A 23,466-nucleotide genomic window follows, 5' to 3' on the forward strand; every position below is an offset into this window, starting at 1 on the left:
TGTGAAAGCAGTCATCCTCGCAGGTGGGCTGGGTACCCGTCTGGCAGAAGAAACAAGCATTCGGCCCAAACCCATGGTCGAAATTGGCGGAAAACCCATCCTCTGGCACATCATGAACATCTACGCTGCCCACGGCATCAAGGAGTTCATCATTGCACTGGGGTACAAGGGAGAATCCATCAAGGAATACTTCCTGCATTATTACGCCATCAACAATGACATCTCCATTGACCTGAAGACCGGTCAGACCACCATTCACGATGGGAAACAACCCGACTGGAAAGTGCATCTGGTGGACACAGGCCTGCACACCCAGACCGGTGGACGTCTGAAACGCCTCAAGGACTGGCTGGGCGAAGATGAAACCTTCCTGGCGACTTACGGGGATGGGGTGGGCAACATCAACATCACCGAACTGCTGAAATTTCATGCGGATCACGGCAAACTGGCCACCCTGACTGCCGTGCGCCCGCCGTCCCGCTTTGGCGGACTGAAACTCGAGAACGGTCAGATCACGGAGTTCATCGAGAAGCCCTCTCTGGGAGAAGGCTGGATCAACGGAGGCTTTTTTGTGTTGAACCGCAAGGTGCTGGACTTTGTCCAGAACGATGACATCATCTGGGAAAGGGAACCCCTGGAAACCCTTTCGCGCAGTGGTGAACTGATGGCTTTCCAGCACGATGGTTTCTGGCAGCCCATGGACACCCTGCGTGAAAAGCAGGTGCTGGAAAAATTGTGGGAGTCGGGCAATGCGCCCTGGAAGGTGTGGTCATGAGCGGCTTCTGGCAGGACAAACGGGTTTTCATCACCGGAGCCACCGGACTTGTGGGTTCCTGGCTGACCCGTGAACTGGTGAATCAGGGTGCTTACGTGGTGGTGCTCATTCGCGATCAGGACCCCCAGAGTGAGCTCTACCGCAGTGGCACCATTCAGCGGGTCAGCATTGTGAATGGCCGTCTGGAAGAATACCGGGATCTGGAGCGGGCCATCAACGAGCACGAAATTGACACGGTGTTCCACCTCGGGGCCCAGACCATTGTGGGCACCGCCTACCGCAGCCCACTTCCCACCTTTGAGGCCAACATTCGCGGGACCTACAACCTGCTGGAAGCCTGCCGGGTGCATTCCGGTCTGGTGAAACGGGTGCTGGTGGCCTCCAGCGACAAGGCTTATGGGGACAGTGCCGTGCTTCCATACACCGAGGAAATGCCCCCAATGGGGCAGCATCCCTATGATGTTTCCAAGTCCTGCACGGACCTGCTCTCTCAAACCTACCATCACACCTATGGCACCCCCGTGGTGGTGGCCCGTTGCGGGAACATCTACGGTGGAGGAGACCTCAACTGGAGCCGCATCATTCCGGGCACCATCCGCAGCTTTCTGAACGGGCAGGCTCCTGTGGTACGCAGTGATGGGACCCTCACCCGCGATTATGTTTACGTGATGGATGCGGTTGAAGCCTATTTGAAAATGGCCCAGGAAGCCCACCGTCCTGAAGTTCAGGGACAGGTGTTCAACTTTGGACCGGATCAGCCCAGAAATGTGTTGCAAGTGATCGATGCTCTGGCACAGGTGATGGACAGAGCCCACCTGAAGCCTGTGGTTCTCAACCAGGCAAAAGCGGAAATTCAGGACCAGTATCTGGATTCCAGCAAAGCCCGGGCCATCCTGAACTGGGAGCCCACCTACAGCTTTGAAGCTGGACTGCAGGCCACTGTGGAGTGGTACCGCAGATTTTTTGAGGTACAGCCATGACCACCACGCCCCGTACAGCTGAAGAACTGCGTCAGGAAATCCTGAAACTGACCCGTGAATACCAGACCCTGCAGTGGCCTGCCCGCAATTTTGTGCCAGGAGAGGGTGCTGTCCCGGTCAGTGGCAAAGTCTTTGATGCCGATGAGGTGGAGGCCCTGGTGGACTCTTCGCTGGACTTCTGGCTGACCACCGGTCGCTATGCCAAGCAATTTGAGAAGGAATTTGCACGCTGGATGGGAGTGCGCTTCTGCCTGCTGGTGAACTCCGGTTCGAGTGCCAATCTGGTGGCCCTCACCGCCCTCACCTCCCCACAACTTGGGGACCGTCGCCTGATGCCTGGCGATGAGGTGATCACCGCAGCAGAAGGATTTCCCACCACCGTGAATCCCATCATCCAGAACGGTCTTGTCCCGGTGTTTCTGGATGCCCACATTCCCACCTACAATCTGGATGTCACCCATCTGGAGGCCGCCATTGGCCCACGAACCAAAGCCATCATGGTGGCCCACACCCTGGGCAACCCCTTCAACCTGGGCGCAGTGATGGAAGTGGCCCGCAAGCACAACCTCTGGGTGATCGAAGACACCTGTGATGCTGTTGGTGCAGAATATGCAGGCCAGAAAGTCGGGACTTTTGGCGACATTTCCACCGTCAGTTTCTACCCGGCCCACCACATGACCATGGGCGAAGGTGGTGCCGTGCTGATGAACGATCCCCGACTCAAGAAAATTGCAGAGTCCTTCAGGGACTGGGGACGGGACTGCTGGTGTGACACCGGAGTGGACAACACCTGTGGCAAAAGATTCCAGTGGCAACTGGGAACCCTGCCTTATGGTTACGACCACAAGTACACCTACTCTCACATTGGGTACAACCTCAAACTGACCGACATGCAGGCCGCTGTGGGTGTGGCACAGCTTCGAAAACTGGACGGTTTCATTGAGCAGCGACGCCAGAATTTCGAGCACCTCAAAGCAGGATTGCGAGCTTTTGAGGATGTGCTGATTCTGCCAGAAGCCACTGAGAACTCGAATCCCTCGTGGTTTGGTTTTCCCATCTCGGTCAGAGAGGATGCACCTTTCACCCGCAACCAGATGGTGCAGCATCTTGAAGCCCGTAAAATTGGCACCCGCCTGCTGTTCGGAGGCAACTTGCTGCGGCAACCTGCCTACCAGAACATCCAGCATCGGGTGGTGGGTGGCACCGATCGGGCAGATTTTGTCATGAACCAGACCTTCTGGATTGGGGTCTATCCAGGTCTGACCCGGGCCCATCTGGATTTTGTGATTGAATCCATTCAGGAGCTCTGTCAGCAAGCGTGAAATTTCCCACTGCCCTGCCTGGATGTTTCGAACTGCGTCCCAGAGTGATGGAAGACGCCCGTGGACGGTTTTTCAAGTACTACGTGCAACCTGAGTTTGCTGCTCTGGGTCTGCGCACCGACTTCGTGGAGGAGTACTGCTCTTTTTCCAGACGGGGGGTGATCCGGGGAATGCACTTTCAGGAGCCGCCTCATCAGCATGCCAAACTGGTGTTTTGTGCGACAGGCTCGGTCAGAGATGTGGTGGTGGACCTCCGGGTGGGGTCTCCCACCTACCATCAGGTGATGGAGGTGGTGCTCAGTGCGGAACAGGGCAACATGCTGTACATTCCAGAAGGCATGGCCCACGGTTTTCAGGCCCTGGAAGATGCCTTGATGGTCTACAAAGTCACCAGTGTGTACCATCCAGAGTCTGACCGGGGGGTGCTGTGGTCAAGTCTTCCCATCGACTGGCAAACCGCTGCTCCGCCAGTGCTGTCTGACCGGGACCAGAAGTTTCCTGCCTTGCAGGACTACCAGAGCCCGTTCCGGTATGAGGAAACCCCATGAGAATTCTGCTGAGTGGAGGAACAGGCTTTCTTGGTGCTGCTGTGGCAGAGCATTTCTCGGGCCTCGGCCACGACGTTCACCTGCTGACCCGCAGACCTGTTGAAGCTTCTGTTTTTCCTGTGGTGGTTTTCGATGGTGATGTCCGGTCTCTGGCCCGGCAGATGCAGAATCAAAGCATCGAAGCAGTGGTGCATCTGGCTTCGCTGTTCCTGTCGGACCATCAGCCTGAACAGCTGGATGACCTTGTGCAGTCCAACATCACCCTTGGGCTCAAACTGCTGGAGGCCATGTCCCTGAGTGGGGTGCGTTTTTTTCTGAACACCGGAACCTCCTGGCAGAACCACCTCAATGAGGATTACCATCCGGTGAACCTTTATTCGGCCACCAAGCAGGCTTTTGAAGACCTGCTTCGCTATTACCATGAAGCCAGAGGCATTCAGGCCCTCACCCTCAGGTTGTTTGACACTTACGGGCCTGCAGACAACCGCAGAAAGCTCTTCTTTCTGCTCGGTCAGGCTTACCTGAACGGTGAGGTGTTGCAGATGTCTCCAGGAGAACAGAGCATCGATCTGGTTCATGTGGACGACGTGGTGCAGGCTTACGGGCAGGCGCTGGTGTACCTCACCAATGGAGCCCTCCATCCATGTGAAGTGTTCGCGGTCTCCAGTGAACATCCGCTCCCTCTCAAAACCCTTGTGGAACGTTATGAGGCCATCCTGGGACAAAAACTGGCAGCATTTGGGGGACGGCCTTATCGGCAGCGGGAAGTGATGCAAACCTGGTCTGGTTACAGTCTGCTTCCCGGATGGCATGCCCGGGTTTCGCTGGAGCAAGGATTGCAGCAAATGGCCCTGAAACTGAAATCCTCCAGGACCTGAAATGCGGGGAGTCCTCAAGACCGCCTTCAACTTTCTCCTGGGGAGTGGCATCAACTACCTGGTTTCGTTTCTGGTGCTCACCCTGCTGCTCAGGTATTCTTCCCAGCAAGAATACGGCCATTTTGCCATCGCCCAGAGTGTGGTGTTCTGGTTGATGCCGGTGGTCCAGATGGCCATGAACATCACTGCAGTGGCCCAGTTGAATCGCAGTTCACAGGATGTGGATGTGGTGCAGCAGGTGATTGTACTGCGGATGGGTGCCCTGTTTTTTGTGCTCATTCTGATGGGTGCTTTTGGCTGGATGCTTCAACCCCAGCAGCAGGTCCTGATGTGGGCGTTCTTTCCGCTGCTGCTGGCGAATGCTTTACAGCTCGATTACTATGCCATTGCCCGCCAGAAAGCAGGGTTGCTGGCCCGCAGCCAGGTGCTGTATGCCCTTCTTTATGGCATTGGTGTGGTGGTCGTCGTGACCTGGCATTTGCCGCTGTGGTGGATTCCCCTCATCAACGGTCTGTCCATGCTGTGCGCTGTGGTCTGGCAATGGCATGGCTTTTTGCCCCAGATGGTGGGCCAGTGGAACATGAACCTGATGCCAGGTGTCCTGAAAGTCCTGCTGGGGCAGAGCGCCCTCAACACCTTCGCAAATTTCATCCAGCTGGGGTATTACACCATTGATCTGTTGCTGCTGGACCGTCTGGGCCCACACATCGCAGGCCTGACAGGCCAGTATGCCGCCACCAGTCGTCTCACCCAGGTGGCGGTCATGCCCATTGTGGCCATCCTGAACACCCTGATGCCCAGAATCGTCCAGGCTTATCATGATGGTGATTCCCAGAAGCGCCATCGGTTGTTCAGGGCTTATCTGGTGGCTTCCTGGGGTGTTGGACTGGTCGGTGCACTGGGACTCTTTTTTCTGGGTACCCCTGTTCTGGCCTGGATCAGTGATAAAGAGGTGCAGCATGCTGCGCAGGTGTTCCCGGTGTTTGCCGTGCTGTACCTGTTCATTGGTCTTCATTCTCCCTTTTCATCTGTGCTGGCCTTCATGGGTCAGGAAAAGGCCTATTTGCTCTGCAACGCCCTGGCATTTGTGGTGAATGCTGCGGCTTGCATGTTGCTGATCCCCAGATATGGTGCAGTGGGGGCTGCTTTGTCCATTCTGCTGGGCATCCTCACCCTGACACTTGTATCAATGTGGATCTACTTTCGCCACAGGCGCAAAGGGGAGGTCAAGCTTGAAGCCTTTTAAAGTCACGGTTGCCATTCCAACCTACAACCGCAGTGCTTATCTGCGACAGTCCATTGACTGTGCTCTGAATCAGACGGTGCTCGAACTGGAAGTGCTGGTGACCGACAACCAGTCCACCGACGACACTGCAGATGTCGTGGCTTCTTTCCAGGACTCCCGGGTGCGGTACATTCGCAATGAGAAAAACCTTGGCATGTTTGGCAACTGGAACCGTGCCCTTGAACTGGCACAAGGAGAATACTTCTTGCTGCTGTCAGACGATGATCTGATTGCTCCAGACTTTCTTGAGAGAATGTTGCGTCTGTTTGAAGTTCATCCGGACCTTGCTTTTGCCTATGGGAAAAACGTCTTTATTGACAGTCAGGGGTGTCAGATTCACCAGGGTCACACTGCTCCCCAGATGGAAAGTGGCTGGGATGTCACCCTGGGATTTTTACGCAGCAAACGCACGATCAATCCGTGCAGTGAGCTCTTCAGAACTGCAGACATCCGGGCATTGGGAGGCTACCCTGGTGACCGTTACCGTCTGGCCGGGGATGCCTGGCTCTGGATGACGCTGGCCCTGCAAAAGGGAAAAGTCGGGTTTGATGCAGAAGCAGTGGCGTATTACCGCACCCATGCTGCCAGTGAGACCTCTCTGGCGAGGCTGGACATGTGGCTGGAAGACCACCAGCAGCTGTTTCAGGACCTGAAGCAATGGGTGCCATCGCAGGTGGCCGAACTGGGCCGTGCCTTCCATCAACACGATGCCATCATGCTGATGGAATTGCTGAACAAGAGCCACCAGCAAGGACATCCGGGAAATCTGGCCCGGGCCTGGCAGTACCGCCATGTTCTGCTGAAGCACCCTTCTGCCCTGGTCCTGCGCAAGTGGATTCAGCTGCTGTTGCCTGTCCCTCTGGTGCAGCAGTTCAAGTCTCTATTGAGAGGTTCCAGATGAAAATCGTCTACATTGCCCCTTTTTTGCCCCACCCGATGGACTCTGGAGCAAAATTCAGAATCCATTCCCTTGTGGAGGGACTGGCTCAATTCGCAGAAGTACACCTGGTGGTGCTGTCTGACCCTGTGCCAGCAGAACACCTGTCCTCATACCCTCGCCAGCACACCACCACTTTTTTCCCTGCCCCTGCAGAATCCAGAATCCAGAAATTGAAGCGCTATCTGCTGGGTGCTGTCAGTCCGTTTGGGACCATTCTGGGCAAGCACATGCCTTCAGGGCGTCTGCAGCACATCCAGGCGCTGCTGGACCAGATCCAGCCTGACCACCTGATTCTCGGGGACACCTACATTTCCAGATTGTTTCAGCACCTGCGTTTTCCCACTGGGCGGATCACCATTGACACCCACAACGTGGAATCTGTCCTGATGGGACGCATCAGTGCAGACAAGACCAGCCGGGCCCAGAAGTTGCGTTACCGGTACCTTGCATGGGAAGCCAGGCGTCTGGAACGGGATTTTTCCAGGGTCTCGCAGGTGCTGGCTGTCTCTGAACAGGACGCAACAGTGTACCGCCAGCAGGGACTTCGGAGGGTGTTTGTGGTGCCCAACGTGGTGCCCATCGAACAATACACCCATCTGAAACCAGGAGATCCTCGCAAACTGGTGTATACCGCCTGGTATGGTTATCCGCCCAATGAAGAGGCAGCCCTGCGCATCATCTCGCTGTCCCACCGTGCCCTGAAACAGGGCCTGCAACATCAGGTCAGCCTGGTGGGCAAAGAACCCACGCAGGCCATGCAGGAGGCTGCCAGGGGGGCAGACCACATCAGGATCACCGGTGCGGTTCCCAGTGTGCTGCCTGACCTTGAAGCTGCAGGCATCTTTTTTGCTCCACTGTTCTCGGGATCTGGCACCAAGTTGAAACTGATTGAGGCCCTGGCTGCAGGCCGCCTGGTGATCACCACCCCCATTGGTGCAGAGGGATTGGACCTGGTGCATGGAAAGCATGTGCTGGTGGGAAACACCGAGTCGGAACTGCTGGACCTTCTGCGCAGTGCACTTCATGATCCCCAGCGGTACGCAACACTTCAGAACACTGGAAAACAGCATGTGATGCAACATTTTTCGCAGGACAATGTGAACAGCAGATTGCAGAGCCTGTTCCTGGAGGGAAACCATGCCTGAATCTCTGGTGGTCAACGTCCGCACCCTCATGCAGCCCCTGACCGGGGTCCAGCGTTACACCCAGGAACTGCTGAACCGTCACCCGGACCTGCCGAGGGTGGCCCCCACCTCGGGTTCGGAGGGCTTCAAGGGGCACCTCTGGGAGCAGTTTCAGCTGCCGGGTCTGGTGCGTGGAAAACTCCTGTGGAGCCCTGGAAACACAGGCCCCCTTTCGGTTCCGCATCAGGTTTTGACCATTCACGATCTGGCCACCCTGGACCATCCGGAGTGGTTTGAAAGGAAGTTTGCCCTGTGGTATGGCTTTTTGCTGCCCAGGCTGGCCTCCAGGGTGCAGCACATCCTGACGGTCTCGCAGCATTCCAGAAGGCAAATCCTCAGGCGGTTCGGGCTTCCAGAAGACCGGGTCACGGCCATTCCTCTGGCCGCTGACCCTCGATTCAGACCCTGTACGCCTGCTGAGAAGGAAGCCTACCGCCAGAAAAAGCAGCTTGGCCGCTATGTGCTTGCTGTGGGCTCGCTGGAGCCCCGCAAGAACCTGCGCCTGCTCTTCGAAGCCTGGATGGCCTGGAAGGACCGCCCGGAGGACCTTGAGCTCGCTGTGGCTGGAGGGGCAGGGAAGGTCTTCAGCAGCATCGGTTTTCCAGAAATCCCTCCTGGCGTGCGCCTGCTGGGTCGTGTCCCCGATGAGGACTTGCCCCTCCTGTACGCCGGGGCGGAGGTGTTTGTGTTCCCATCCCTTTACGAGGGCTTTGGGCTTCCACCCCTGGAGGCCATGGCTTGCGGTACCCCTGTGATCACCACCGAAGTCACTTCTCTGCCCGAGGTCGTTGGTGAGGCTGGCTGGTACTGTGATCCACACGATGCCGGATCGCTGGTGACGGCATTGCGTGCCCTGATGGAAGCCCCCGACCGCAGGCAGGAGATGACCCAGCAGGGGCTGGTTCGGGCAGGCCGCTTCTCCTGGGACCGCACCGCGCAGGCCACCTGGGATGTGCTGCTGGAGCACAGTCGGAGGAACCCTTGAAACTCGCTTACGTTCACGAATGGCTGGTCAATTATGCTGGCTCGGAGAAGGTGGTGGAGGCCATGATGGAACACCATCCTGCTCCCATCTACACCCTGGTCCATGACCCTGAGGCCCTGAAAAACACCCCTCTGGCAGGCCGTGAGATCCACCCGTCCTTCCTGCAGGGCTTCCCACAGGCGATCAAGCGTTACCAGCAGTACCTGCCTTTCATGCCTCTGGCCGTGGAACAGTTTGACCTGACCCCTTATGACGTGGTGGTTTCCAGCAACCACGCTGTGGCCAAAGGGGCAAGGGTGCGGGCAGACCAGTTGCACCTCAGTTATGTGCACACCCCCATCCGCTACGCCTGGGACCTGCAAGATGAGTACCTGCGGGATGCTGGACTCACCCGGGGCTTCAAGGCTTTCGTGGTGAAAGCCATCTTGCATTACCTGCGCCTGTGGGACACTTCAAGTGCCAACCGGGTGGATGTGTTCATGGCCAATTCCGCATACGTGGCCCGCCGCATCTGGCGCACCTACCGCCGCAAGGCCCGCGTGGTCTACCCTCCGGTGGACATCCATCTGTTCAATCCGGCAAAGTCCAGAGATGACTTTTTCCTGACCATGTCCCGCATGGTGTCCTACAAGCGCACAGATGCGGTGGTGCAGGCCTGCAATGAACTGGGCCTCCCTCTGGTGGTGATTGGCGGAGGTCCAGACCTGGAGCGCATCCGTGCCATGGCAGGCCCCACTGTGAAAGTGATGGGCCGCCAGAGCGACGAGGTGGTGCGCGACCACATGTCCCGTTGCCGGGCTTTCGTTTTCGCTGCCGATGAGGACTTCGGAATCGCCACTGTCGAGGCCCAGGCTTCTGGGGCTCCGGTGCTGGCCTATGGACGGGGTGGCTCCACAGAGATCGTGCAGGGGGGCAAGACAGGCCTTTTCTTCCCGGATCAGGGCGTTGCCAGCATCAAACAGACCCTGCAAGACTTCCTGAAGCACCCCACCTTTGACAGCCATTTCATTCACGAGCAGTCCCAGAGGTTTTCCAGGGCACGTTTTCAGCAGGAGTTCCATGACCTGCTGGAGCAGAGCTGGGAGGCTTTCAGACAGGGACAGAACCCTGAGGATCAACTGTTCAGGTGAAAGTGCAGGTCTGAAACCACCAGAAGAGGTCAGACCCCACTGGTGGTTTTTTGTTGCGGGGTTTGAATTACACTGAACCCATGAACAAATGGCTTGCTGCAGGTTTGCTGTCGCTGGGATGCACCATGTTTGCGCTGTCCCAGAATGCTCCTGTTGACCTGGACTCGCTGGGATACTCCACCCTTGCCGACTTTGAATTGCATGGGAAAGTCAAAGCCGTCAGGGTCTGTTCTCTGGTGACCGATTACTGCGAGACCCTCGAATTCAACGCCTATGGGGTGGAGTTGCAGGAAATCCGCAACCGCAAACTGGTTTCCAGCCTGGATGGCACAGTGGTCTTCGAAACCCCAACCAACCATGGCAGGATTCTGGACACTTATCAGGATGGACTGTTGTTGAGCCGGGAAGAGGAGGGAGGAGACATTGTCCCCACCCGCAGGGTCTTCGAGTACAGCCCAGAGCGGCTTCCCACCAAAGAGAGCCTGTATCAAAAAGAGGGAGACACCTTTGTTCTGCAAGGGGTCAACCTGCTGAACTACGAAGGGGGCCACCTCGCTTCTGTGGTTTCCGCCGATGGAAGTTTCACCACCCTGTACAACGCCAATGGGGCAAAGGTTGCAGAGAGGTCCTTTCAGGATGGGGAGACCTTCATCCTCGAATTCACCTATGATTACGATGCGCAGGGCAACTGGATCAAACGGTATGAGGAAGAGGAGCCCACCCTCACCCGGGAGATCACCTACGGATGAAGCCCTGAAGGCCAAAAAGGCCAAAAGCAGAACCCCCAGAGTCAGACTCTGGGGGTTCAGGGCTGGTGACCCCAACGGGATTCGAACCCGTATCGCTACCTTGAAAGGGTAGTGTCCTAACCGTTAGACGATGGGGCCAGAGGCTTTCTGGCCCTGGAGGTTACTTGGAACCTCGCGGACACGCACGAAATAGTATACCAGGGTCGCCAGAATGTCAAGCCTCTTCTTCAGTGGTCTCCTGGTGGGGGTAAATGGACACCTGTTTGATGGCCCGCTCGTTGGCGTCGATCACCTCAAAGATCCAGTTGTTGGCCCTGACGCTCTCACCTGCTTTGGGAATGTGACCCAGCCTGGAGAACAGGAAGCCTGCAACAGTCTCGTATTCAGATTCATCTGAATTGTCGATTTCCTGCTCCAGCAGGCTCTCGATCTCATTCATGTGTACGCCGCCATCCACCAGGTAGGTGTTGTTGTCCAGGATCTGGATGCTGTCTTCTTCCTCGTCGGTCTCGTCGTAGATGTCACCGACCAGTTCCTCAATGGCATCTTCAAGGGTGACCAGTCCGGCAGTGCCACCGAACTCATCCACCACGATGGCCATGTGGGTCTTCTGGGTCTTCAGGCTGTTGAAGAGGTCCCGCACCTTCATGCTTTCAGGCACGAAGTACACCGGGCGTTTCAGGTCCGACAGGGTCATGGTGTCGAGGTGCTCAAGGTGCAGCAGGGTGTCTGCAGTGTGCACGATGCCCGTCACGTTGTCCAGGGTGCCACTGAAGACCGGAACGCGGGAATACCCGTGCTCACGGCGGTACTCGATCAGGTCCCTGAGGGGGGCGTCTTCTGGCATGGCGATGATTTCGGTGCGGTGGGTCATGATGGTCTTCACCGTGATGGCATCGAACTCAAAGACGTTCTCCAGAAATTCCCGTTCCTGCTCCTCGAACATGCCTGCCTCACTGGAGGTGTCCAGAATCATGCGGATTTCCTCTTCGGAGTACAGGCTGTGGTGCCCACTGGCGGGTTTCAGGCCCATCAGGCTCACCACCTTGTTGCCCAGCCAGTTCATGCCGTAGATCACGGGCCTGAAGACAGTGGTGAAAATGATCAGGGGTTTGGTGACTGCCAGGGCCGTCTGTTCCGTCAGTTGCAGGGCAATGGTTTTGGGGGCAAGCTCTCCAAACACAATGTGCAGCGTGGTCGAGATGGCAAAAGCCACCCCGAAAGAAATCGCCTTGACGCTGCTTTCGCTGATCTGGGCTTTCTCAAGCCAGGGGTGCAGCAGGTGCTCAATGGCCGGCTCTGCCACGAAACCAATGGCCAGAGAGGCCATGGTGATGCCGAGCTGGGTGGCAGCAATGTAGAGGTCGAGTTGTTGCAGGGCCATTTTCACGTCTTTTGCGGCCCGCACCCCCTCGTCGACCAGCTGTTCAATGCGGGTCCGTCTGACACTCACCAGTGCAAACTCGGAAGCGACAAAGTACCCGTTGAGCAGCACCAGCACGAATAACGACAAGAGGCCTAAAAGGTCGGATATGTTCACACAAGCTCCTGTGGTGGAATATAGCGTTAAAGCGTCCCTGCCCCGAAAGGACAGGCACGCTGAATAAGCGTTGAGGTTTGGGGTCGTTCTTTATGAGAACTGGGAGGTTCCTCCACCATTGCAGGCATTTTAGCAAAAAAGTTTAAAAAGAGTAGTCAGGTTTCACGCAGTGACAGGGAGGCAGGGAGCTGGATGGGGGATGGGTTGGTGGGGCAGCAGAAGGCAGAAAGCAGAAGGCAAAAGGCCAAAGACATCGGCCCTGTGACTGCTGGGCCGTTCTCCAGGCATCCTGGGAAGACAGCAAAAAGCAAGTCTCTGTTTTTGAAAGCCTCAGAAAAAAGCTCCCTCTGGTGTGTTTTCAGAAGGAGCTGAGATTTGAGAAATATTTCAATCGAATGGTCGCAGGGAGTGTGCTGGAAGGCTTGTGGTGATGTGTTCAGGAGGTGATATTGGAGAGCAACAGGGCTTTCTGCCCCCTCACACCTGATCGCTGTACCGGGTCAGCAAGGTTTCCAGGGCTTCCCTGAGCAGCGAGGCCTCCGTGCGTTTCTGGGCGCTGGCAATGCGAGACAGGCGTTCCAGGCTGGCTTTGGGGTAGTAATTGCTTTTCAGAACCATTTTGGCTTCCACATAGATGCCGATGCTTCCGCGTTTTTCGGTTTTGATGCGGTACAGGGCTTCATCTGCGGCCTGCAACAGGCTGGGAAAGTCCCGGGCATGTGCGGGTCTGCTGGCAATTCCTGCTGAAAAGGTCAGTTTGAATTTTGGAGTGAGCAGGTCACTGTACCCGAGGAAGTGCGCCTGGATTTCGCTGAGCAGGATCAGGGTGCTTTCCGGGCTGTATTCCGGGAGGGCCAGAGCGAACTCGTCTCCGCCAACCCGGGCCACCAGTGCACCTTCTGGAAGGCTCTGCAGCAGCAGTTTCTCCAGGGTTTCCAGAACCTGGTCTCCACTGTCTGTGCCGAAATGGCTGTTCACGTGGTCAAAGTGGTCCATGTCCACCAGGGCAAGGGTCACTTCCTTGCGGGGGTCCAGGGCGTTGACAGACTGCTGCAGGGTTTCACGGGTCAGGGCTTTGGATTCATACATATGTTTCTCCTTCGTATCGATACACCATATGTTTAACATATATACATATATATGTAAAGCGGGCATGTGGATCAAGCGCAAAGAAAAACCTCTGCACCTGGCAGAGGTCATCAAAGAGCAGGGATTTTACTGGTGCAACCGGTCCAGCGCACGAATTCCCCACAGCAGAATGCCCACCGTCAGGCCCACTGTCAGCAACGCCACCAGACCTGCCACAAAATACCCTTCACCTGAAGTCCAGTAAGCTGAGGTGTTTTGCAGGAACAGCATGGCTGCAGGCCGGGCCATGATCACGGCCAGCAATGCCACATAAATCAGGCTGAACACCATGTACATGATGCCGCCTGGAGACATCGCAATTTCACTGGGGTTGTCTGCCTTGAACCTTGGAAAGGCTGCACCCAGACCCACCCCAAGTGCAGTGATCACCAGGGTGCTGCTGATGGCCACGATCCACAAAGAGGTTCCCATGACGCTCCCCAGTTTCAGGATGTTCACGGTTTGCCAGGCCAGCACCAGGGAAACCGCCAGCATCGGGACCAGGGCACCCAGGAACTTCCCCACCACCAGACGGGTGTAGGTGATGGGGGTCGTCTGCAGCAGCCAGAAGCCATACCCTTCCATGGACACCACTGGAAAAGCCATGCGGATGCCAATTCCGGCCACCAGAAATCCCTGGAAGACCAGTTGCAGAAAACCAATCACATTCCTGAACCGCTGGGCTGAAAGTGCCCCTTCCAGTGGAAAGGAACTCAGGGAGAACAGATACACCCCCACCAGGGCCACCAGCACCAGAAGCTGACTCCACTGGGTGGCATCCCGCATCATCAGGCGCAGGTCCTTGTAAAGGATGTGCCCGATGGAACCCATCGTCCCGTACAGCCTCTCTCCCCAGCTTGCGACCAGGACTTTCGGGTTGAGGGCACGACTTGTGCCTTCCAGTCCTCGAATCCAGCCTTCCCGGTAGGCCACAACAGCCATGAACCCGGCAAGCCACAGGGCCACCACACTGATCAGGCTGACCCCCAGAACAGCTGTGTTGAATTCTCCCTGTGAGGCATCCCACACGGCCCGGGCCGCCAGTGCAGGAGGCAAGAGGGTGTCCTCATTGCCCACGTACTGCGCAAGCAGGCGGTCAAACTGACCTGGATCGGTCACATTTAAGAGGGCCTCGGGTTTCAGGGCACGGATCATGTACACCAGACCTGCCGAGAGCAGCACCCCGAAACCTGTGGACACCTCCTTGACCCGCCCTGCCGGGGCCACACGCATCAGCACCACAGCAATCAGGCAACCCACCGCCACTGGCAGCATGTAAACAATCAGGATCAGCCACACGGCCAGCAGGTAATACCATGCTGGTGCATTGAAATAGGCCCCAATGCTCAAAATGGCAGGAATGGTGAGCAGGGCCGGAACACCCGCTGCACTCAGGAAAGTCTCCAGCAGTTTCAGCCCGAACACCCTCAGGGTGGAGATGGGCTGGGTCAACAGGAAATTCAGGTCATCGGACAGATACACCGTGCTGATGGCAGTGGTGATGCTGGTGAAAGTCACACCTGCAGCCAGAACCACCACACCCGCTTCCAGAAACCGTTTGGCAATGGAAAAGCCCAGTCCTTCACCGTAACGGTCCAGAAAGTCCAGGGCACGATGCACCCCAATCCATTCCCCAAAGACCATCCCCAGGCAGATCAGAACCACAACGGCATAACCGAAACGGTTGCCGGTGCGCACAGCATTCCACAACCCCTGCAGTTTAAGTTGCAGCAACATGCTGGGCCTCTTCTTCCAGCAGTTTGAAGAACACCTCTTCGAGGTCGCCTCCATGGGTCTGGTTCTTCAATTCCTCCATGTTGCCCAGAGCCCTGAGCTGGCCCTTGTGCAGAACAGCAATTTTTTCGCTGATGGTTTCTGCAAGCGGCATGCTGTGGGTGGTCAGCAGCACCGTGTTTCCTTTGCGGGCATGTTCCTGCAGCAGTTCACGCACCTGCTTGGCCGCTTTGGGGTCCAGGCCCACCATCGGCTCATCCACCACCAGCACAGGAGGCTCAGGCAGCATGGCTGCAATCACTGTGAGCTTCTGCTTCATGCCGTGGGAGTAGGTTTCGATCAGTGAATTCCCGAAGTCCTCCAGACTGAAAAACTGCAGCCAGTTCTCGATTTTGGAAGTGACCTCTCCCAGATTGTGCACGCCTGCAATGAAACGCAGCAGTTCACGGGCACTGAGTTTGCCATACAGGTAAGGGCGATCCGGGATGTACCCGATCAGCTTCTTGGCCTTGAGGGGCTCTTTCCAGACATCAATCCCCTGCACCTTCACCTGCCCGGCACTGGGCCTGGTCAGGCCCACAATGGCCCGGATGGTGGTGGTTTTGCCTGCCCCGTTGGGACCAAGCAGTGAAGTCACCACCCCCGGATTCATGGTGAGGGAGAGGGGCTTGACAGCTTGATACGCACCGTAGGTTTTGGAGTACTGTATCAACTCGATCATTGGATTCAGTGTAAAGGTTTGGGACTGTCATAAATATTGCCAGGGAAGGAATCAGCGGTCAGCAGTCAGCCGTCAGCAGAAGATGCAAAGGCAAAAGTTTGATCAGGTCTTGCTGGATGCAAAGGTTTTCAGACTTTTAGGACTGCCTCCTGATTCAGGAGATATCTTTGAATGATGCTTTTGAGCTGATGGCTGACTGCTGATCGCTGAAAGCTTGTTTTATACTCTCCCTATGTTGCCCGAATTCAAAATCACCCATGAAGCTGCCCGCAGCCTGACGCAGGAGTTCCTGCTCACGGATGGTCTGGGAGGCTTTCACATGATGACCCCTGCCGGTGTGCCCACCCGCAAATACCATGGTCTGGCCCACAGCCACAATCCACCTGTGGAACGGGACCTGCCCTGGATCATGCCTCTGGAAACCCTGAAGGTGGGGAGCCAGCAAGCTTCCCTGTACACCTTTGAGATGACCCCGGGTTATTTTGTGGGCAGGGGACGGGATTTTCTGATGGAATGCAATTTGGAAGCGCTTCAACCCACCCAGGTGTATCAGGCGTGTGGGGTGACCGTGCAGAAAACCACCGTCATGCCCCGGCACAGTGGGACCCTGGTCTACCTGTACGAAGTGACCACCCCCCACGAAACAGAATTGATCCTGGAAGGTCTTTTCTCAGACCGGGACATGCACGGAACCCGTGCAAAATTGCCTGCTCTGGAGTTCAATTCAGAGCATGGAGTCATCCAGACCCAATACGGAAATGGGCGCGGCGTGCAGGTGCGTCTACAGGCAGACACTTTTGATGAACTGCCTCTTGCGCCCATCCCGCAACAGCTCTTCTACCGGGTGGAGTGCGAAAGGGGAGAGCCTTGTGAAGACATTGCAGCCCGCACCGGCCTTTACCACCTGAAATTTACCCCTGGACACCACCGTTTTGCACTCACCGTTTCCGCAACAGGCTGGAACCAGGACCCCTGGGAGGCCGCAGAAGCTGAGAAGGCCCGGAAAACCTATCTGGTCCAGCAGGCTTTCGAGGCCACAGGGGTGCAGGATGCAACAGTTGCGACGCTTGCCCTGGCTGCAGATGCATTTCTGGTGCACCGCCAGACTGTGGAGTCCATGAGCGTGATTGCAGGCTATCCCTGGTTCGCAGACTGGGGTCGGGATTCCATGATTTCCCTCTCAGGCCTGACCCTTCCCACCGGGCGCTTTGAGGATGCAAAGGGCATCCTGACCACCTTCCTGAAATACCAGAGAAGAGGACTGGTTCCCAACAACTTCTGGGACGATGGCAAAGGCGCAGGATACAACACTGTGGATGGGGCCCTGTGGCTGTTTGTGGCACTGGATCGCTACCTGGAAGCCACACAGGACTTTGATTTTGCCAGGGAACAGTTTCCTGTTCTGCAGGAGATCATCCACCACCACATTGAAGGAACAGATTTCAACATCGGTGTGGACCCAGAAGATGGCCTGCTCAGTGCTGGAGAAAAGGGGGTGCAACTCACCTGGATGGACGTGAAGATCCGGGACTGGGTGGTCACCCCCAGGCATGGCAAGGCCATCGAGATCTGTGCCTTGTGGCTCAATGCCCTGCAGATTTTCCTGCAGATCAGCAAAAAACTGCAGGTGAACGACGATTTTATGGGGCGCTGTGAACACCTGCTCCAGCAGGGTCAAAGTTCTTTTGATCGCTTCTGGAACCCTGAAAAAGGATATTTTTACGACTACATCACTCCAGAAGGCCACCTGGACGACGCCATCCGGCCCAATGCCCTGATTGCCCTGGCCCTGCCCCATACCCCTTCCACGCCTGAACAGCGAAAAGCCGCTTTGAAAACAGCTGCAGAATTGCTGGTGACTCCGGTGGGCACCTACTCCCTGGCCCCCAATGACAAAGAGTTCAAACCCAGTTTCACAGGTTCGCAACTGGTCCGGGATGCTGCCTACCACCAGGGCACCATCTGGGCGTGGCCTCTGGGCAGTTATCTGGAGCTGCTCTGGAAGGAAACCGGAGACAGAACCCTGCTCAATCAGGCGATGCGTGGTCTGAAAAACCACCTGCTGGATGGTGGGCTGGGTTCTGTTGCAGAAGTCCTGGAAGCCAAAAACATGACCACCAAAGGCTGTCCTTTCCAGGCCTGGAGTGTCAGTGAGTTTTTAAGGGTTTATGCCATGGTGAACGGCTCAGGCAAGTAAGAGCAACCCCTCTCTGGCCCAGGCCTGTACTTGCTCCTGGTGGTTTTCTGTACCGATCAGGAGCAAGGCCGAAAAGAACCCTCGAAGGTTCAATCTTGAAGCGGCCCACTCAGGAGACATGAACCACTGCTCTGGCACCAGGGAGAGTTGAGCCCCCATTCTGTGTTCCACAACAAAGTCATCCATGCGGGTGATGGCAGAAAAGGCTGCACGTGCCAGCCTTTTTTCTTCATTGTAGAGGTACACCTGATCCATTGCAGCGAGATCCAGTACGGTTTCCAGAATTTGCTCCAGCTGCTCTGGAAGGGTCAGAGGATGATCTGCGAAAGCCATCAGGGCGTCTGCGCCGTGGGCCACTGCATGGGCCCAGCCTTTTTCTGGCAGGTATCCCCTCAGGTCGCATTCTTCAGAAAGGTAATGCAGGGTTTTCTCAAAGGCTGCGTTGCGTTCAGCCTCATTCAAGAAGGGCTTTCTGGCATCCAGTGCCACCACTTCTGAGAGGATCAATGCACTGAAAGACCTGAGGAACACCGAATCATGCCCGCTGGTTCCCAGACCCAGGCGCAGGTTTTCGCCTGCCCAGGTCAGCATGTTGCTCAGTTCTGCAGGACTGTAAAGTTCCCTTTCAATCCAGGCAGACAGGGTGAAGTACCCCACCGTGTCCCTCAGAAAAGGATCGGTGGAGGAGAGGAAACCCAGCAATTCACGGGTGGCCTCCTGCAGAGAGATTCCGTGTGGAAGCTGGTGATCCTGATCGATGACGTGTTGCCACTGGTCGCGGTTCATACGGGTAAGGTACCAGAATCCTGATTGACCAGGGGATATGTTTCTGGAGGTCCAGGAGAGAGCATGGAAGCCTCCTGCTGGTTGCTTCATACTGGATGCCAGATGAAAAAGAAATGTTTTGACCACCGCAACTGGCACCGTACCACCTCCGATGAACAGCACATTTACAACCTTCTGGATGGAATTCTGGTCGATTATCTTGCTGGGGAGGTCACCAAACCCCTGGTGGTGTCTTCCTGTGGAGTTCAGATGACGGTGCTGGATTCCTTTCACCGCTGGATTCACTGGGCTCCAACGGGAGCGCATCACGCCCTGACGGTTCAGCTGGATGCCCAGGACAGACCCATCCAGTTCTACATCGACATCAACCATTCCAATGCTGTTTCAGAAGATGGCCTTCCTTATGGCATGGACCTGTACCTGGATGTGGTTGCACTGACGGAAGGCTGGCAGGTGAAAACCGCTGAGATCATCGATGGGGATGAGCTGGAAGAGGCCATCAGCCAGGGACGGGTTTCCCCTGAGCTTGCTGAATTTGCCTGGATGCAGGCCCGAAACGTTCATGCATTGCTCTTGAATCAGGCGTTTGAAGATCTTCTGGTGGTGCAGAAGCATCTGAAGGATCATCCGAGACGTGTTTTCTGGGAGGCCACTCCGACGGCTTGAACAAAAGATAAAGCCCAGCCTGGCTGGGCTTTCCGGGTTCAATGTTCAAACGCTGGTCAGTTGTCCTTCACGGGTCAGAGTTTCAATGTCCTTGCGGGCTGCAGCCAGATTCTCTTGCTGGGCTTCTGGGGTGTAGCCGTGGTGCCGGATGAAGGTCACGTCGGTGATGCCGATGAAGTTCAGCACGGTTTTGATGTAAGGGGTGTGGTGGTCCAGACTCTTGAAGGGTTCTTGACTGAAATCGGAGCCGCTCGCGGTGATGACGTAGGCCTGTTTCCCTTTGACCAGACCTTCCGGACCACTGGAGGTGAATCGGGCTGTGCGTCCCATGCGAATCACCTGGTCCAGATACGCCTTGAAGCTTGCGGGAACACTGAAGTTGTAGATGGGCACCCCGAAAACCAGCACATCGGCGGCCATGAGTTCATCGATCAGCAGATCAGAGACGGTCAGGGCAGACTGTTCCTGGGCTGTGGGAGGCGTGCTGGGATTGAACACCGCAGAAATCCACTGCTGGTCAATGAAAGGCAGGGGGGTGGTGTTCAGGTCCCGGTAGGTCACGGTGTCCTGGGGGGTGAGTTTCAGCCAGGTTTCCACGAATTCGCGGGTGAGCTGACGGGAGTAGGAGCCAGTGGTGCGTGCGCTGGAATCCAGATGCAGGATGTGTGCCATGGTGTTTCTCCTTGAGAAATGAGAAGGCTCGCATCAGGATGGCCTGATGCCTGTGAAAGCAGAATTTTGCATGGGGAAGTGGAGACAGGGGACCCTCGTGGACTGTGTCCAGAAGGTGCACTGCTGCCTGTTCTGGTTATAAATCACATGATATGTTTTGTGAAGTACTTACCAAAAAGTAAGGTACTTACTAAAAAGTAAGCCCCTTTTGACCTGATGGAGGTTTCATGACAAAACGCATGACAGACCAGACCCACATTTGCCCCACAGGATTCACCCTCAAAGTCATTGGGGGACGCTGGAAGGTGCCCATCCTGTACCTGCTCTTTGCACGCCCTCACCGTTTTGCGGAATTGCGCAGAGGACTCAGCGGAGTCACCGAGAAAATGCTCACCCAGCAACTCAGAGAACTGGAAGAAGATGGGGTGGTCCAGCGCAGGGTTTACGATCAGGTGCCTCCAAAAGTGGAGTATTCCCTGACAGGGTATGGAGAAACCCTGAAACCCGTGATCATGGCCATCAGCAGCTGGGGGGTGGAGCATGGTCCGGGGATGGAAGGTGATCCAGAGGGCACATTTTGTGGCCCCAGACCCTCTGAAGTTGATGCACCCCTCAAGGGATGATCGAACACACAAATCCACCCATGTTTTTGCACAGAATGCAAGGATGTTTGTCTAGATTTTTGACGTGCTGAAAGACAGATCTGTTCATTAAACCCGGTCCATTTTTCAGGGGCCACTCAGCATTGAAACCCCAGATATGGTACAATCGGTATTTGTGCTATCTGCTGATTTTGGCGGAAATCGACGCTCGATTTTTGACAGGTCCATGGCACATGTAAAGGAGTCTTTTCAACATGCCTATCAGCTTAAATGTCGGTGACAACGTGGTTTACCCCAGCCATGGCGCGGGAACCATCATGGGGCTCAGCGAACTCGAAGTCATGGGAAGAACCCAGAACTACTTTGAGATTGAACTCCTCAAAACTGGCATGCAAGTTCGTGTTCCTGTCGACCATGCAGAACGCCTCGGACTCAGGCGCATCACCCCTGTCGACGAGATTCCGAGACTGCTCGGACAGCTGGTCCTTCCGGATATGGACTTACCTGCAGCATGGACCCCACGCCACCGTCGGGAACAGACCATCATGCAAGAAGGAAACATCTACACCATCGCCCACCTGGTCGGCACCCTGCACCGCCGTGCTCAACTGCGCAGCCTTGCAGTCACCGAACGGGCGATCTATGAAGAGGCCAAGCACATTCTGGTGACAGAAGTGATGGTCGCCCTGCACCTCAGCTTTGAGGATGCCAAGGCCAAACTGGAACACACTCTGGATCACACGGTGATGGCTTAACGTGGAAGCACCCCTTTACTCCCCCAAAGTCGTGCATGACCTTTTAGAGCGTTACGGCATGCGTCCGACCAAGGCCTTTGGACAGAACTTCCTGATTGACGGCAACATCCTGCGCATGATTGTGCAGGCTGGAGAACCTGCAGGAACGGTGTTCGAGGTGGGGCCGGGTTTAGGGGTGCTCACACGGGAGCTCGCAGCAAGCGGATTGAAGGTCATCACCCTGGAAAAAGACGAGCGTCTCAGGCCCGTGCTGGAGGAAACCCTGGCCGGGCTTGAAAACGTGCAGGTGGTGTGGGGCGATGCCCTTGAATACCCCTGGCAGGATGTTCCAGAAGGCAGCGTGCTGATTGCCAACCTGCCGTATTACATTTCCACGGCCATCCTCACCCGCATTTTTGAGAGTGGTCGTTTCAAAAGGGCCACCTTTCTGGTTCAGAAAGAAGTTGCCCAGCGTCTGGTTGCCCCCCCGGGAACCGACCAGTACGGCTTTTTGAGTGCCTTAACGGCACTGCATGGCAAGGCCAGAATTGTCAAGGACGTGCCCAAAGGCGCGTTTTATCCTGCCCCCGATGTCACCTCCAGCGTGGTGCGTGTGGACCTGTCGGGACAAAAGCCACCTCGCAGCCTGCTACGTTTACTGGAAGCCGGACTGGCACATCGCAGGAAAACCCTCAGAAACAACCTTCAGAGCGCAGGATACCCTGTTCAGAAGATTGATGAGGTTCTGGCAGCTCTGGGCATCAGCCCGACCATTCGCGCGGAGGCCCTTTCTTACGCGCACTGGCAGGGCCTGCACGAAGCCCTGGCCTGAACAAGGGTCAGGATTCGCTGACGGATTTTCCCGCTGAGCCATGCTAAAATTTCCCTGATAAACAAGACACACTTTTTGGAGGAAGCTGTGAAGTTTTACGTCATTGGTGATGTTACGGTGGATCACCTGTACCACCTGAACCACATCCCCGCACCGGGCGAGGAAGTGTCCCCGATCCGTTCCACCATGCAACCGGGTGGGGCAGGCGGCACCATGAGCGTCACCCTGGCGCGCCTCGGGCATGAAGTTTCCCTGGCTGCCTCTGTCGGGTCCGACCCGTTTGCAGAGGTGGCTTTAAAATACGTTCGCGAAAGCGGTGTGAACACCAGCCCCATTCAGGTCATTGAGGATTTGCTCACCAGCACCATCACGGTGATGCAGACCCCCGATGGCAAACGGGCCATGATTTCTTCTGGAGATGCCAACCGACAGCTGGATGCTGCAAAGCTCAAGAAGAAAGACATCGAAAGTTCTGATGGCCTGCTGGTCAGCGCCTACAGCCTGATTGGCGGTCCCCAGCGGGAATATGCCATCAAGGCCATCAGTTACGCCAAGAAAGCCAGTGTGCCGGTCCTGATCGACCTGGGCACCGGGGCTGTGAATGCTGCAGGGGTCAAACTGCTGGACACCGTGCTCAGTGCAGACTACCTGCTCCTCAATCGCCATGAACTGCAGACCATCACCGAGACCGACAACATCAGCGACGCACTGCTGGGCCTCAAGGACCGTGGAGCAGGCTGTGTGATCGTCAAGGTGGGTGCCCACGGATCGATCATCTGGACCCCCCAGGAGACCGATCTGGTGGAATCTGTGCCCCTCGGAGATGAGGTTGTGGACTCCACCGGGGCAGGGGACACCTTCAGTGCGGTGTTTGCCCATGCAATCCTGTCTGGCAAACCCCTCAAGCAGGCTGCCAAGATGGCCAACCTCGCCGGAGCCCTGGCTGCAACCGCTGTGGGAGCCCAGCGCAAGACCATCACCCAGACAGACCTTGAGAGTGTTCTGGCGTAATTTGCAAAAACTTGGTACAATCATTTTTCGTGTGCAAGTCTAAACGCTTGCAGTTCAGGAGGACAGC

23 protein-coding genes and 1 tRNA gene are annotated in these 23,466 nt (G+C 56.2%); 17 read left to right on the forward strand and 7 right to left on the reverse strand.

Annotation, left to right across the window (positions count from 1 at the left end):
- Position 1: 1 nt before the first annotated feature.
- The 11 genes from rfbF to DC3_RS04475 all read left to right on the forward strand — a co-directional run bounded on the left by rfbF (position 2) and on the right by DC3_RS04475 (position 10,776).
- On the forward strand, positions 2-775 hold the full coding sequence (gene rfbF / locus DC3_RS04425) for a glucose-1-phosphate cytidylyltransferase (RefSeq protein ID WP_146882708.1): 774 nt from the start codon (positions 2-4) through the stop codon (positions 773-775).
- Entirely contained in the window at positions 772-1,755 is a 984-nt protein-coding gene (locus DC3_RS04430; RefSeq protein ID WP_146882710.1) for a GDP-mannose 4,6-dehydratase, read from the forward strand. The genes rfbF and DC3_RS04430 overlap by 4 nt, the downstream gene beginning before the upstream one ends.
- Positions 1,752-3,077: a lipopolysaccharide biosynthesis protein RfbH gene (gene rfbH / locus DC3_RS04435; RefSeq protein WP_146882712.1), complete on the forward strand. Its 1,326-nt coding sequence runs from the start codon at positions 1,752-1,754 to the stop codon at positions 3,075-3,077. Before DC3_RS04430 ends, rfbH begins: the two co-directional genes overlap by 4 nt.
- Complete coding sequence (rfbC, locus tag DC3_RS04440) at positions 3,074-3,625, forward strand: dTDP-4-dehydrorhamnose 3,5-epimerase (protein WP_222594688.1); 552 nt, start codon at positions 3,074-3,076, stop codon at positions 3,623-3,625. The genes rfbH and rfbC overlap by 4 nt, the downstream gene beginning before the upstream one ends.
- Positions 3,622-4,503 carry an NAD-dependent epimerase/dehydratase family protein gene (locus tag DC3_RS04445; protein ID WP_146882716.1) on the forward strand — a complete coding sequence of 294 codons (882 nt, stop codon included), beginning with the start codon at positions 3,622-3,624 and terminating at the stop codon, positions 4,501-4,503. The genes rfbC and DC3_RS04445 overlap by 4 nt, the downstream gene beginning before the upstream one ends.
- A 1-nt stretch (position 4,504) precedes the next feature.
- On the forward strand, positions 4,505-5,749 hold the full coding sequence (locus DC3_RS04450) for a lipopolysaccharide biosynthesis protein (RefSeq protein WP_146882718.1): 1,245 nt from the start codon (positions 4,505-4,507) through the stop codon (positions 5,747-5,749).
- Positions 5,736-6,689, forward strand: coding sequence for a glycosyltransferase family 2 protein (locus tag DC3_RS04455; protein ID WP_186815809.1), 954 nt, complete (start codon positions 5,736-5,738; stop codon positions 6,687-6,689). Before DC3_RS04450 ends, DC3_RS04455 begins: the two co-directional genes overlap by 14 nt.
- Complete coding sequence (locus DC3_RS04460) at positions 6,686-7,873, forward strand: glycosyltransferase family 4 protein (RefSeq protein WP_186815810.1); 1,188 nt, start codon at positions 6,686-6,688, stop codon at positions 7,871-7,873. The genes DC3_RS04455 and DC3_RS04460 overlap by 4 nt, the downstream gene beginning before the upstream one ends.
- Positions 7,866-8,897 carry a glycosyltransferase family 4 protein gene (locus DC3_RS04465; RefSeq protein ID WP_146882724.1) on the forward strand — a complete coding sequence of 344 codons (1,032 nt, stop codon included), beginning with the start codon at positions 7,866-7,868 and terminating at the stop codon, positions 8,895-8,897. The genes DC3_RS04460 and DC3_RS04465 overlap by 8 nt, the downstream gene beginning before the upstream one ends.
- Complete coding sequence (locus DC3_RS04470; protein ID WP_146882726.1) at positions 8,894-10,027, forward strand: glycosyltransferase; 1,134 nt, start codon at positions 8,894-8,896, stop codon at positions 10,025-10,027. The genes DC3_RS04465 and DC3_RS04470 overlap by 4 nt, the downstream gene beginning before the upstream one ends.
- A gap of 80 nt (positions 10,028-10,107) precedes the next feature.
- Complete coding sequence (locus DC3_RS04475; protein ID WP_146882728.1) at positions 10,108-10,776, forward strand: hypothetical protein; 669 nt, start codon at positions 10,108-10,110, stop codon at positions 10,774-10,776.
- 63 nt (positions 10,777-10,839) lie between these two features.
- On the opposite strand, the gene DC3_RS04480 is transcribed toward DC3_RS04475, so the two are convergent.
- The 5 genes from DC3_RS04480 to DC3_RS04500 form a co-directional block, all read right to left on the reverse strand.
- Positions 10,840-10,914, reverse strand: a tRNA-Glu gene (locus DC3_RS04480).
- A gap of 76 nt (positions 10,915-10,990) precedes the next feature.
- Positions 10,991-12,316, reverse strand: a complete 1,326-nt coding sequence (locus DC3_RS04485) for a hemolysin family protein (RefSeq protein WP_307724733.1) — start codon at positions 12,314-12,316, stop codon at positions 10,991-10,993.
- A 477-nt stretch (positions 12,317-12,793) separates the two neighbouring features.
- A complete protein-coding gene (locus DC3_RS04490; RefSeq protein WP_146882729.1) occupies positions 12,794-13,405 on the reverse strand; it encodes a GGDEF domain-containing protein in 612 nt (203 codons plus the stop codon).
- A gap of 126 nt (positions 13,406-13,531) precedes the next feature.
- Positions 13,532-15,181 (reverse strand): putative ABC transporter permease subunit, encoded by a 1,650-nt coding sequence (locus DC3_RS04495; protein ID WP_186815811.1) that lies wholly within the window; start codon positions 15,179-15,181, stop codon positions 13,532-13,534.
- Positions 15,165-15,899, reverse strand: coding sequence for an ABC transporter ATP-binding protein (locus DC3_RS04500; protein ID WP_146882733.1), 735 nt, complete (start codon positions 15,897-15,899; stop codon positions 15,165-15,167). Before DC3_RS04500 ends, DC3_RS04495 begins: the two co-directional genes overlap by 17 nt.
- 232 nt (positions 15,900-16,131) lie before the next feature.
- Here DC3_RS04500 and DC3_RS04505 point away from each other — a divergent pair, with 232 nt between their 5' ends.
- The gene (locus tag DC3_RS04505) at positions 16,132-18,096 is read left to right on the forward strand and encodes an amylo-alpha-1,6-glucosidase (RefSeq protein WP_146882735.1); all 1,965 of its coding nucleotides are present in this window, start codon (positions 16,132-16,134) and stop codon (positions 18,094-18,096) included.
- On the opposite strand, the gene DC3_RS04510 is transcribed toward DC3_RS04505, so the two are convergent.
- Entirely contained in the window at positions 18,085-18,882 is a 798-nt protein-coding gene (locus DC3_RS04510) for a DUF2785 domain-containing protein (RefSeq protein ID WP_186815812.1), read from the reverse strand. The genes DC3_RS04505 and DC3_RS04510 overlap by 12 nt on opposite strands.
- Positions 18,883-18,984: 102 nt before the next feature.
- Here DC3_RS04510 and DC3_RS04515 point away from each other — a divergent pair, with 102 nt between their 5' ends.
- On the forward strand, positions 18,985-19,548 hold the full coding sequence (locus DC3_RS04515; RefSeq protein WP_146882738.1) for a DUF402 domain-containing protein: 564 nt from the start codon (positions 18,985-18,987) through the stop codon (positions 19,546-19,548).
- Positions 19,549-19,593: 45 nt separating this feature from the next.
- Here the strand turns inward: DC3_RS04515 and DC3_RS04520 are convergent, their stop codons facing one another.
- Complete coding sequence (locus tag DC3_RS04520; RefSeq protein WP_146882740.1) at positions 19,594-20,220, reverse strand: FMN-dependent NADH-azoreductase; 627 nt, start codon at positions 20,218-20,220, stop codon at positions 19,594-19,596.
- A gap of 227 nt (positions 20,221-20,447) precedes the next feature.
- Between DC3_RS04520 and DC3_RS04525 the strand changes: the two genes are divergently transcribed.
- The 4 genes from DC3_RS04525 (at position 20,448) to DC3_RS04540 (ending at position 23,399) form a co-directional block, all read left to right on the forward strand.
- On the forward strand, positions 20,448-20,843 hold the full coding sequence (locus DC3_RS04525; protein ID WP_146882742.1) for a winged helix-turn-helix transcriptional regulator: 396 nt from the start codon (positions 20,448-20,450) through the stop codon (positions 20,841-20,843).
- A gap of 233 nt (positions 20,844-21,076) precedes the next feature.
- Complete coding sequence (locus DC3_RS04530; protein WP_146882743.1) at positions 21,077-21,577, forward strand: CarD family transcriptional regulator; 501 nt, start codon at positions 21,077-21,079, stop codon at positions 21,575-21,577.
- A gap of 58 nt (positions 21,578-21,635) precedes the next feature.
- A complete protein-coding gene (gene rsmA, locus DC3_RS04535) occupies positions 21,636-22,388 on the forward strand; it encodes a 16S rRNA (adenine(1518)-N(6)/adenine(1519)-N(6))-dimethyltransferase RsmA (RefSeq protein ID WP_222594696.1) in 753 nt (250 codons plus the stop codon).
- 87 nt (positions 22,389-22,475) lie between these two features.
- Positions 22,476-23,399 (forward strand): carbohydrate kinase family protein, encoded by a 924-nt coding sequence (locus tag DC3_RS04540; RefSeq protein WP_146882746.1) that lies wholly within the window; start codon positions 22,476-22,478, stop codon positions 23,397-23,399.
- Positions 23,400-23,466 lie beyond the last annotated feature (67 nt).

It is taken from the genome of Deinococcus cellulosilyticus NBRC 106333 = KACC 11606 (assembly GCF_007990775.1).
Lineage (GTDB): Bacteria > Deinococcota > Deinococci > Deinococcales > Deinococcaceae > Deinococcus_C > Deinococcus_C cellulosilyticus.

Bases quoted from the DNA above. Each gene is read 5' to 3' on its own strand.
- DC3_RS04510 (WP_186815812.1), bottom strand. From the start codon at position 18,882: ATGAACCGCGACCAGTGGCAACACGTCATCGATCAGGATCACCAGCTT.
- rfbH (WP_146882712.1), top strand. From the start codon at position 1,752: ATGACCACCACGCCCCGTACAGCTGAAGAACTGCGTCAGGAAATCCTG.
- DC3_RS04525 (WP_146882742.1), top strand. From the start codon at position 20,448: ATGACAAAACGCATGACAGACCAGACCCACATTTGCCCCACAGGATTC.
- DC3_RS04465 (WP_146882724.1), top strand. From the start codon at position 7,866: ATGCCTGAATCTCTGGTGGTCAACGTCCGCACCCTCATGCAGCCCCTG.
- DC3_RS04430 (WP_146882710.1), top strand. From the start codon at position 772: ATGAGCGGCTTCTGGCAGGACAAACGGGTTTTCATCACCGGAGCCACC.
- DC3_RS04460 (WP_186815810.1), top strand. From the start codon at position 6,686: ATGAAAATCGTCTACATTGCCCCTTTTTTGCCCCACCCGATGGACTCT.
- DC3_RS04475 (WP_146882728.1), top strand. From the start codon at position 10,108: ATGAACAAATGGCTTGCTGCAGGTTTGCTGTCGCTGGGATGCACCATG.
- DC3_RS04495 (WP_186815811.1), bottom strand. From the start codon at position 15,181: ATGTTGCTGCAACTTAAACTGCAGGGGTTGTGGAATGCTGTGCGCACC.
- DC3_RS04500 (WP_146882733.1), bottom strand. From the start codon at position 15,899: ATGATCGAGTTGATACAGTACTCCAAAACCTACGGTGCGTATCAAGCT.
- rsmA (WP_222594696.1), top strand. From the start codon at position 21,636: ATGCGTCCGACCAAGGCCTTTGGACAGAACTTCCTGATTGACGGCAAC.
- DC3_RS04515 (WP_146882738.1), top strand. From the start codon at position 18,985: ATGAAAAAGAAATGTTTTGACCACCGCAACTGGCACCGTACCACCTCC.
- DC3_RS04445 (WP_146882716.1), top strand. From the start codon at position 3,622: ATGAGAATTCTGCTGAGTGGAGGAACAGGCTTTCTTGGTGCTGCTGTG.
- DC3_RS04530 (WP_146882743.1), top strand. From the start codon at position 21,077: ATGCCTATCAGCTTAAATGTCGGTGACAACGTGGTTTACCCCAGCCAT.
- DC3_RS04450 (WP_146882718.1), top strand. From the start codon at position 4,505: ATGCGGGGAGTCCTCAAGACCGCCTTCAACTTTCTCCTGGGGAGTGGC.
- DC3_RS04505 (WP_146882735.1), top strand. From the start codon at position 16,132: ATGTTGCCCGAATTCAAAATCACCCATGAAGCTGCCCGCAGCCTGACG.
- DC3_RS04490 (WP_146882729.1), bottom strand. From the start codon at position 13,405: ATGTATGAATCCAAAGCCCTGACCCGTGAAACCCTGCAGCAGTCTGTC.
- DC3_RS04520 (WP_146882740.1), bottom strand. From the start codon at position 20,220: ATGGCACACATCCTGCATCTGGATTCCAGCGCACGCACCACTGGCTCC.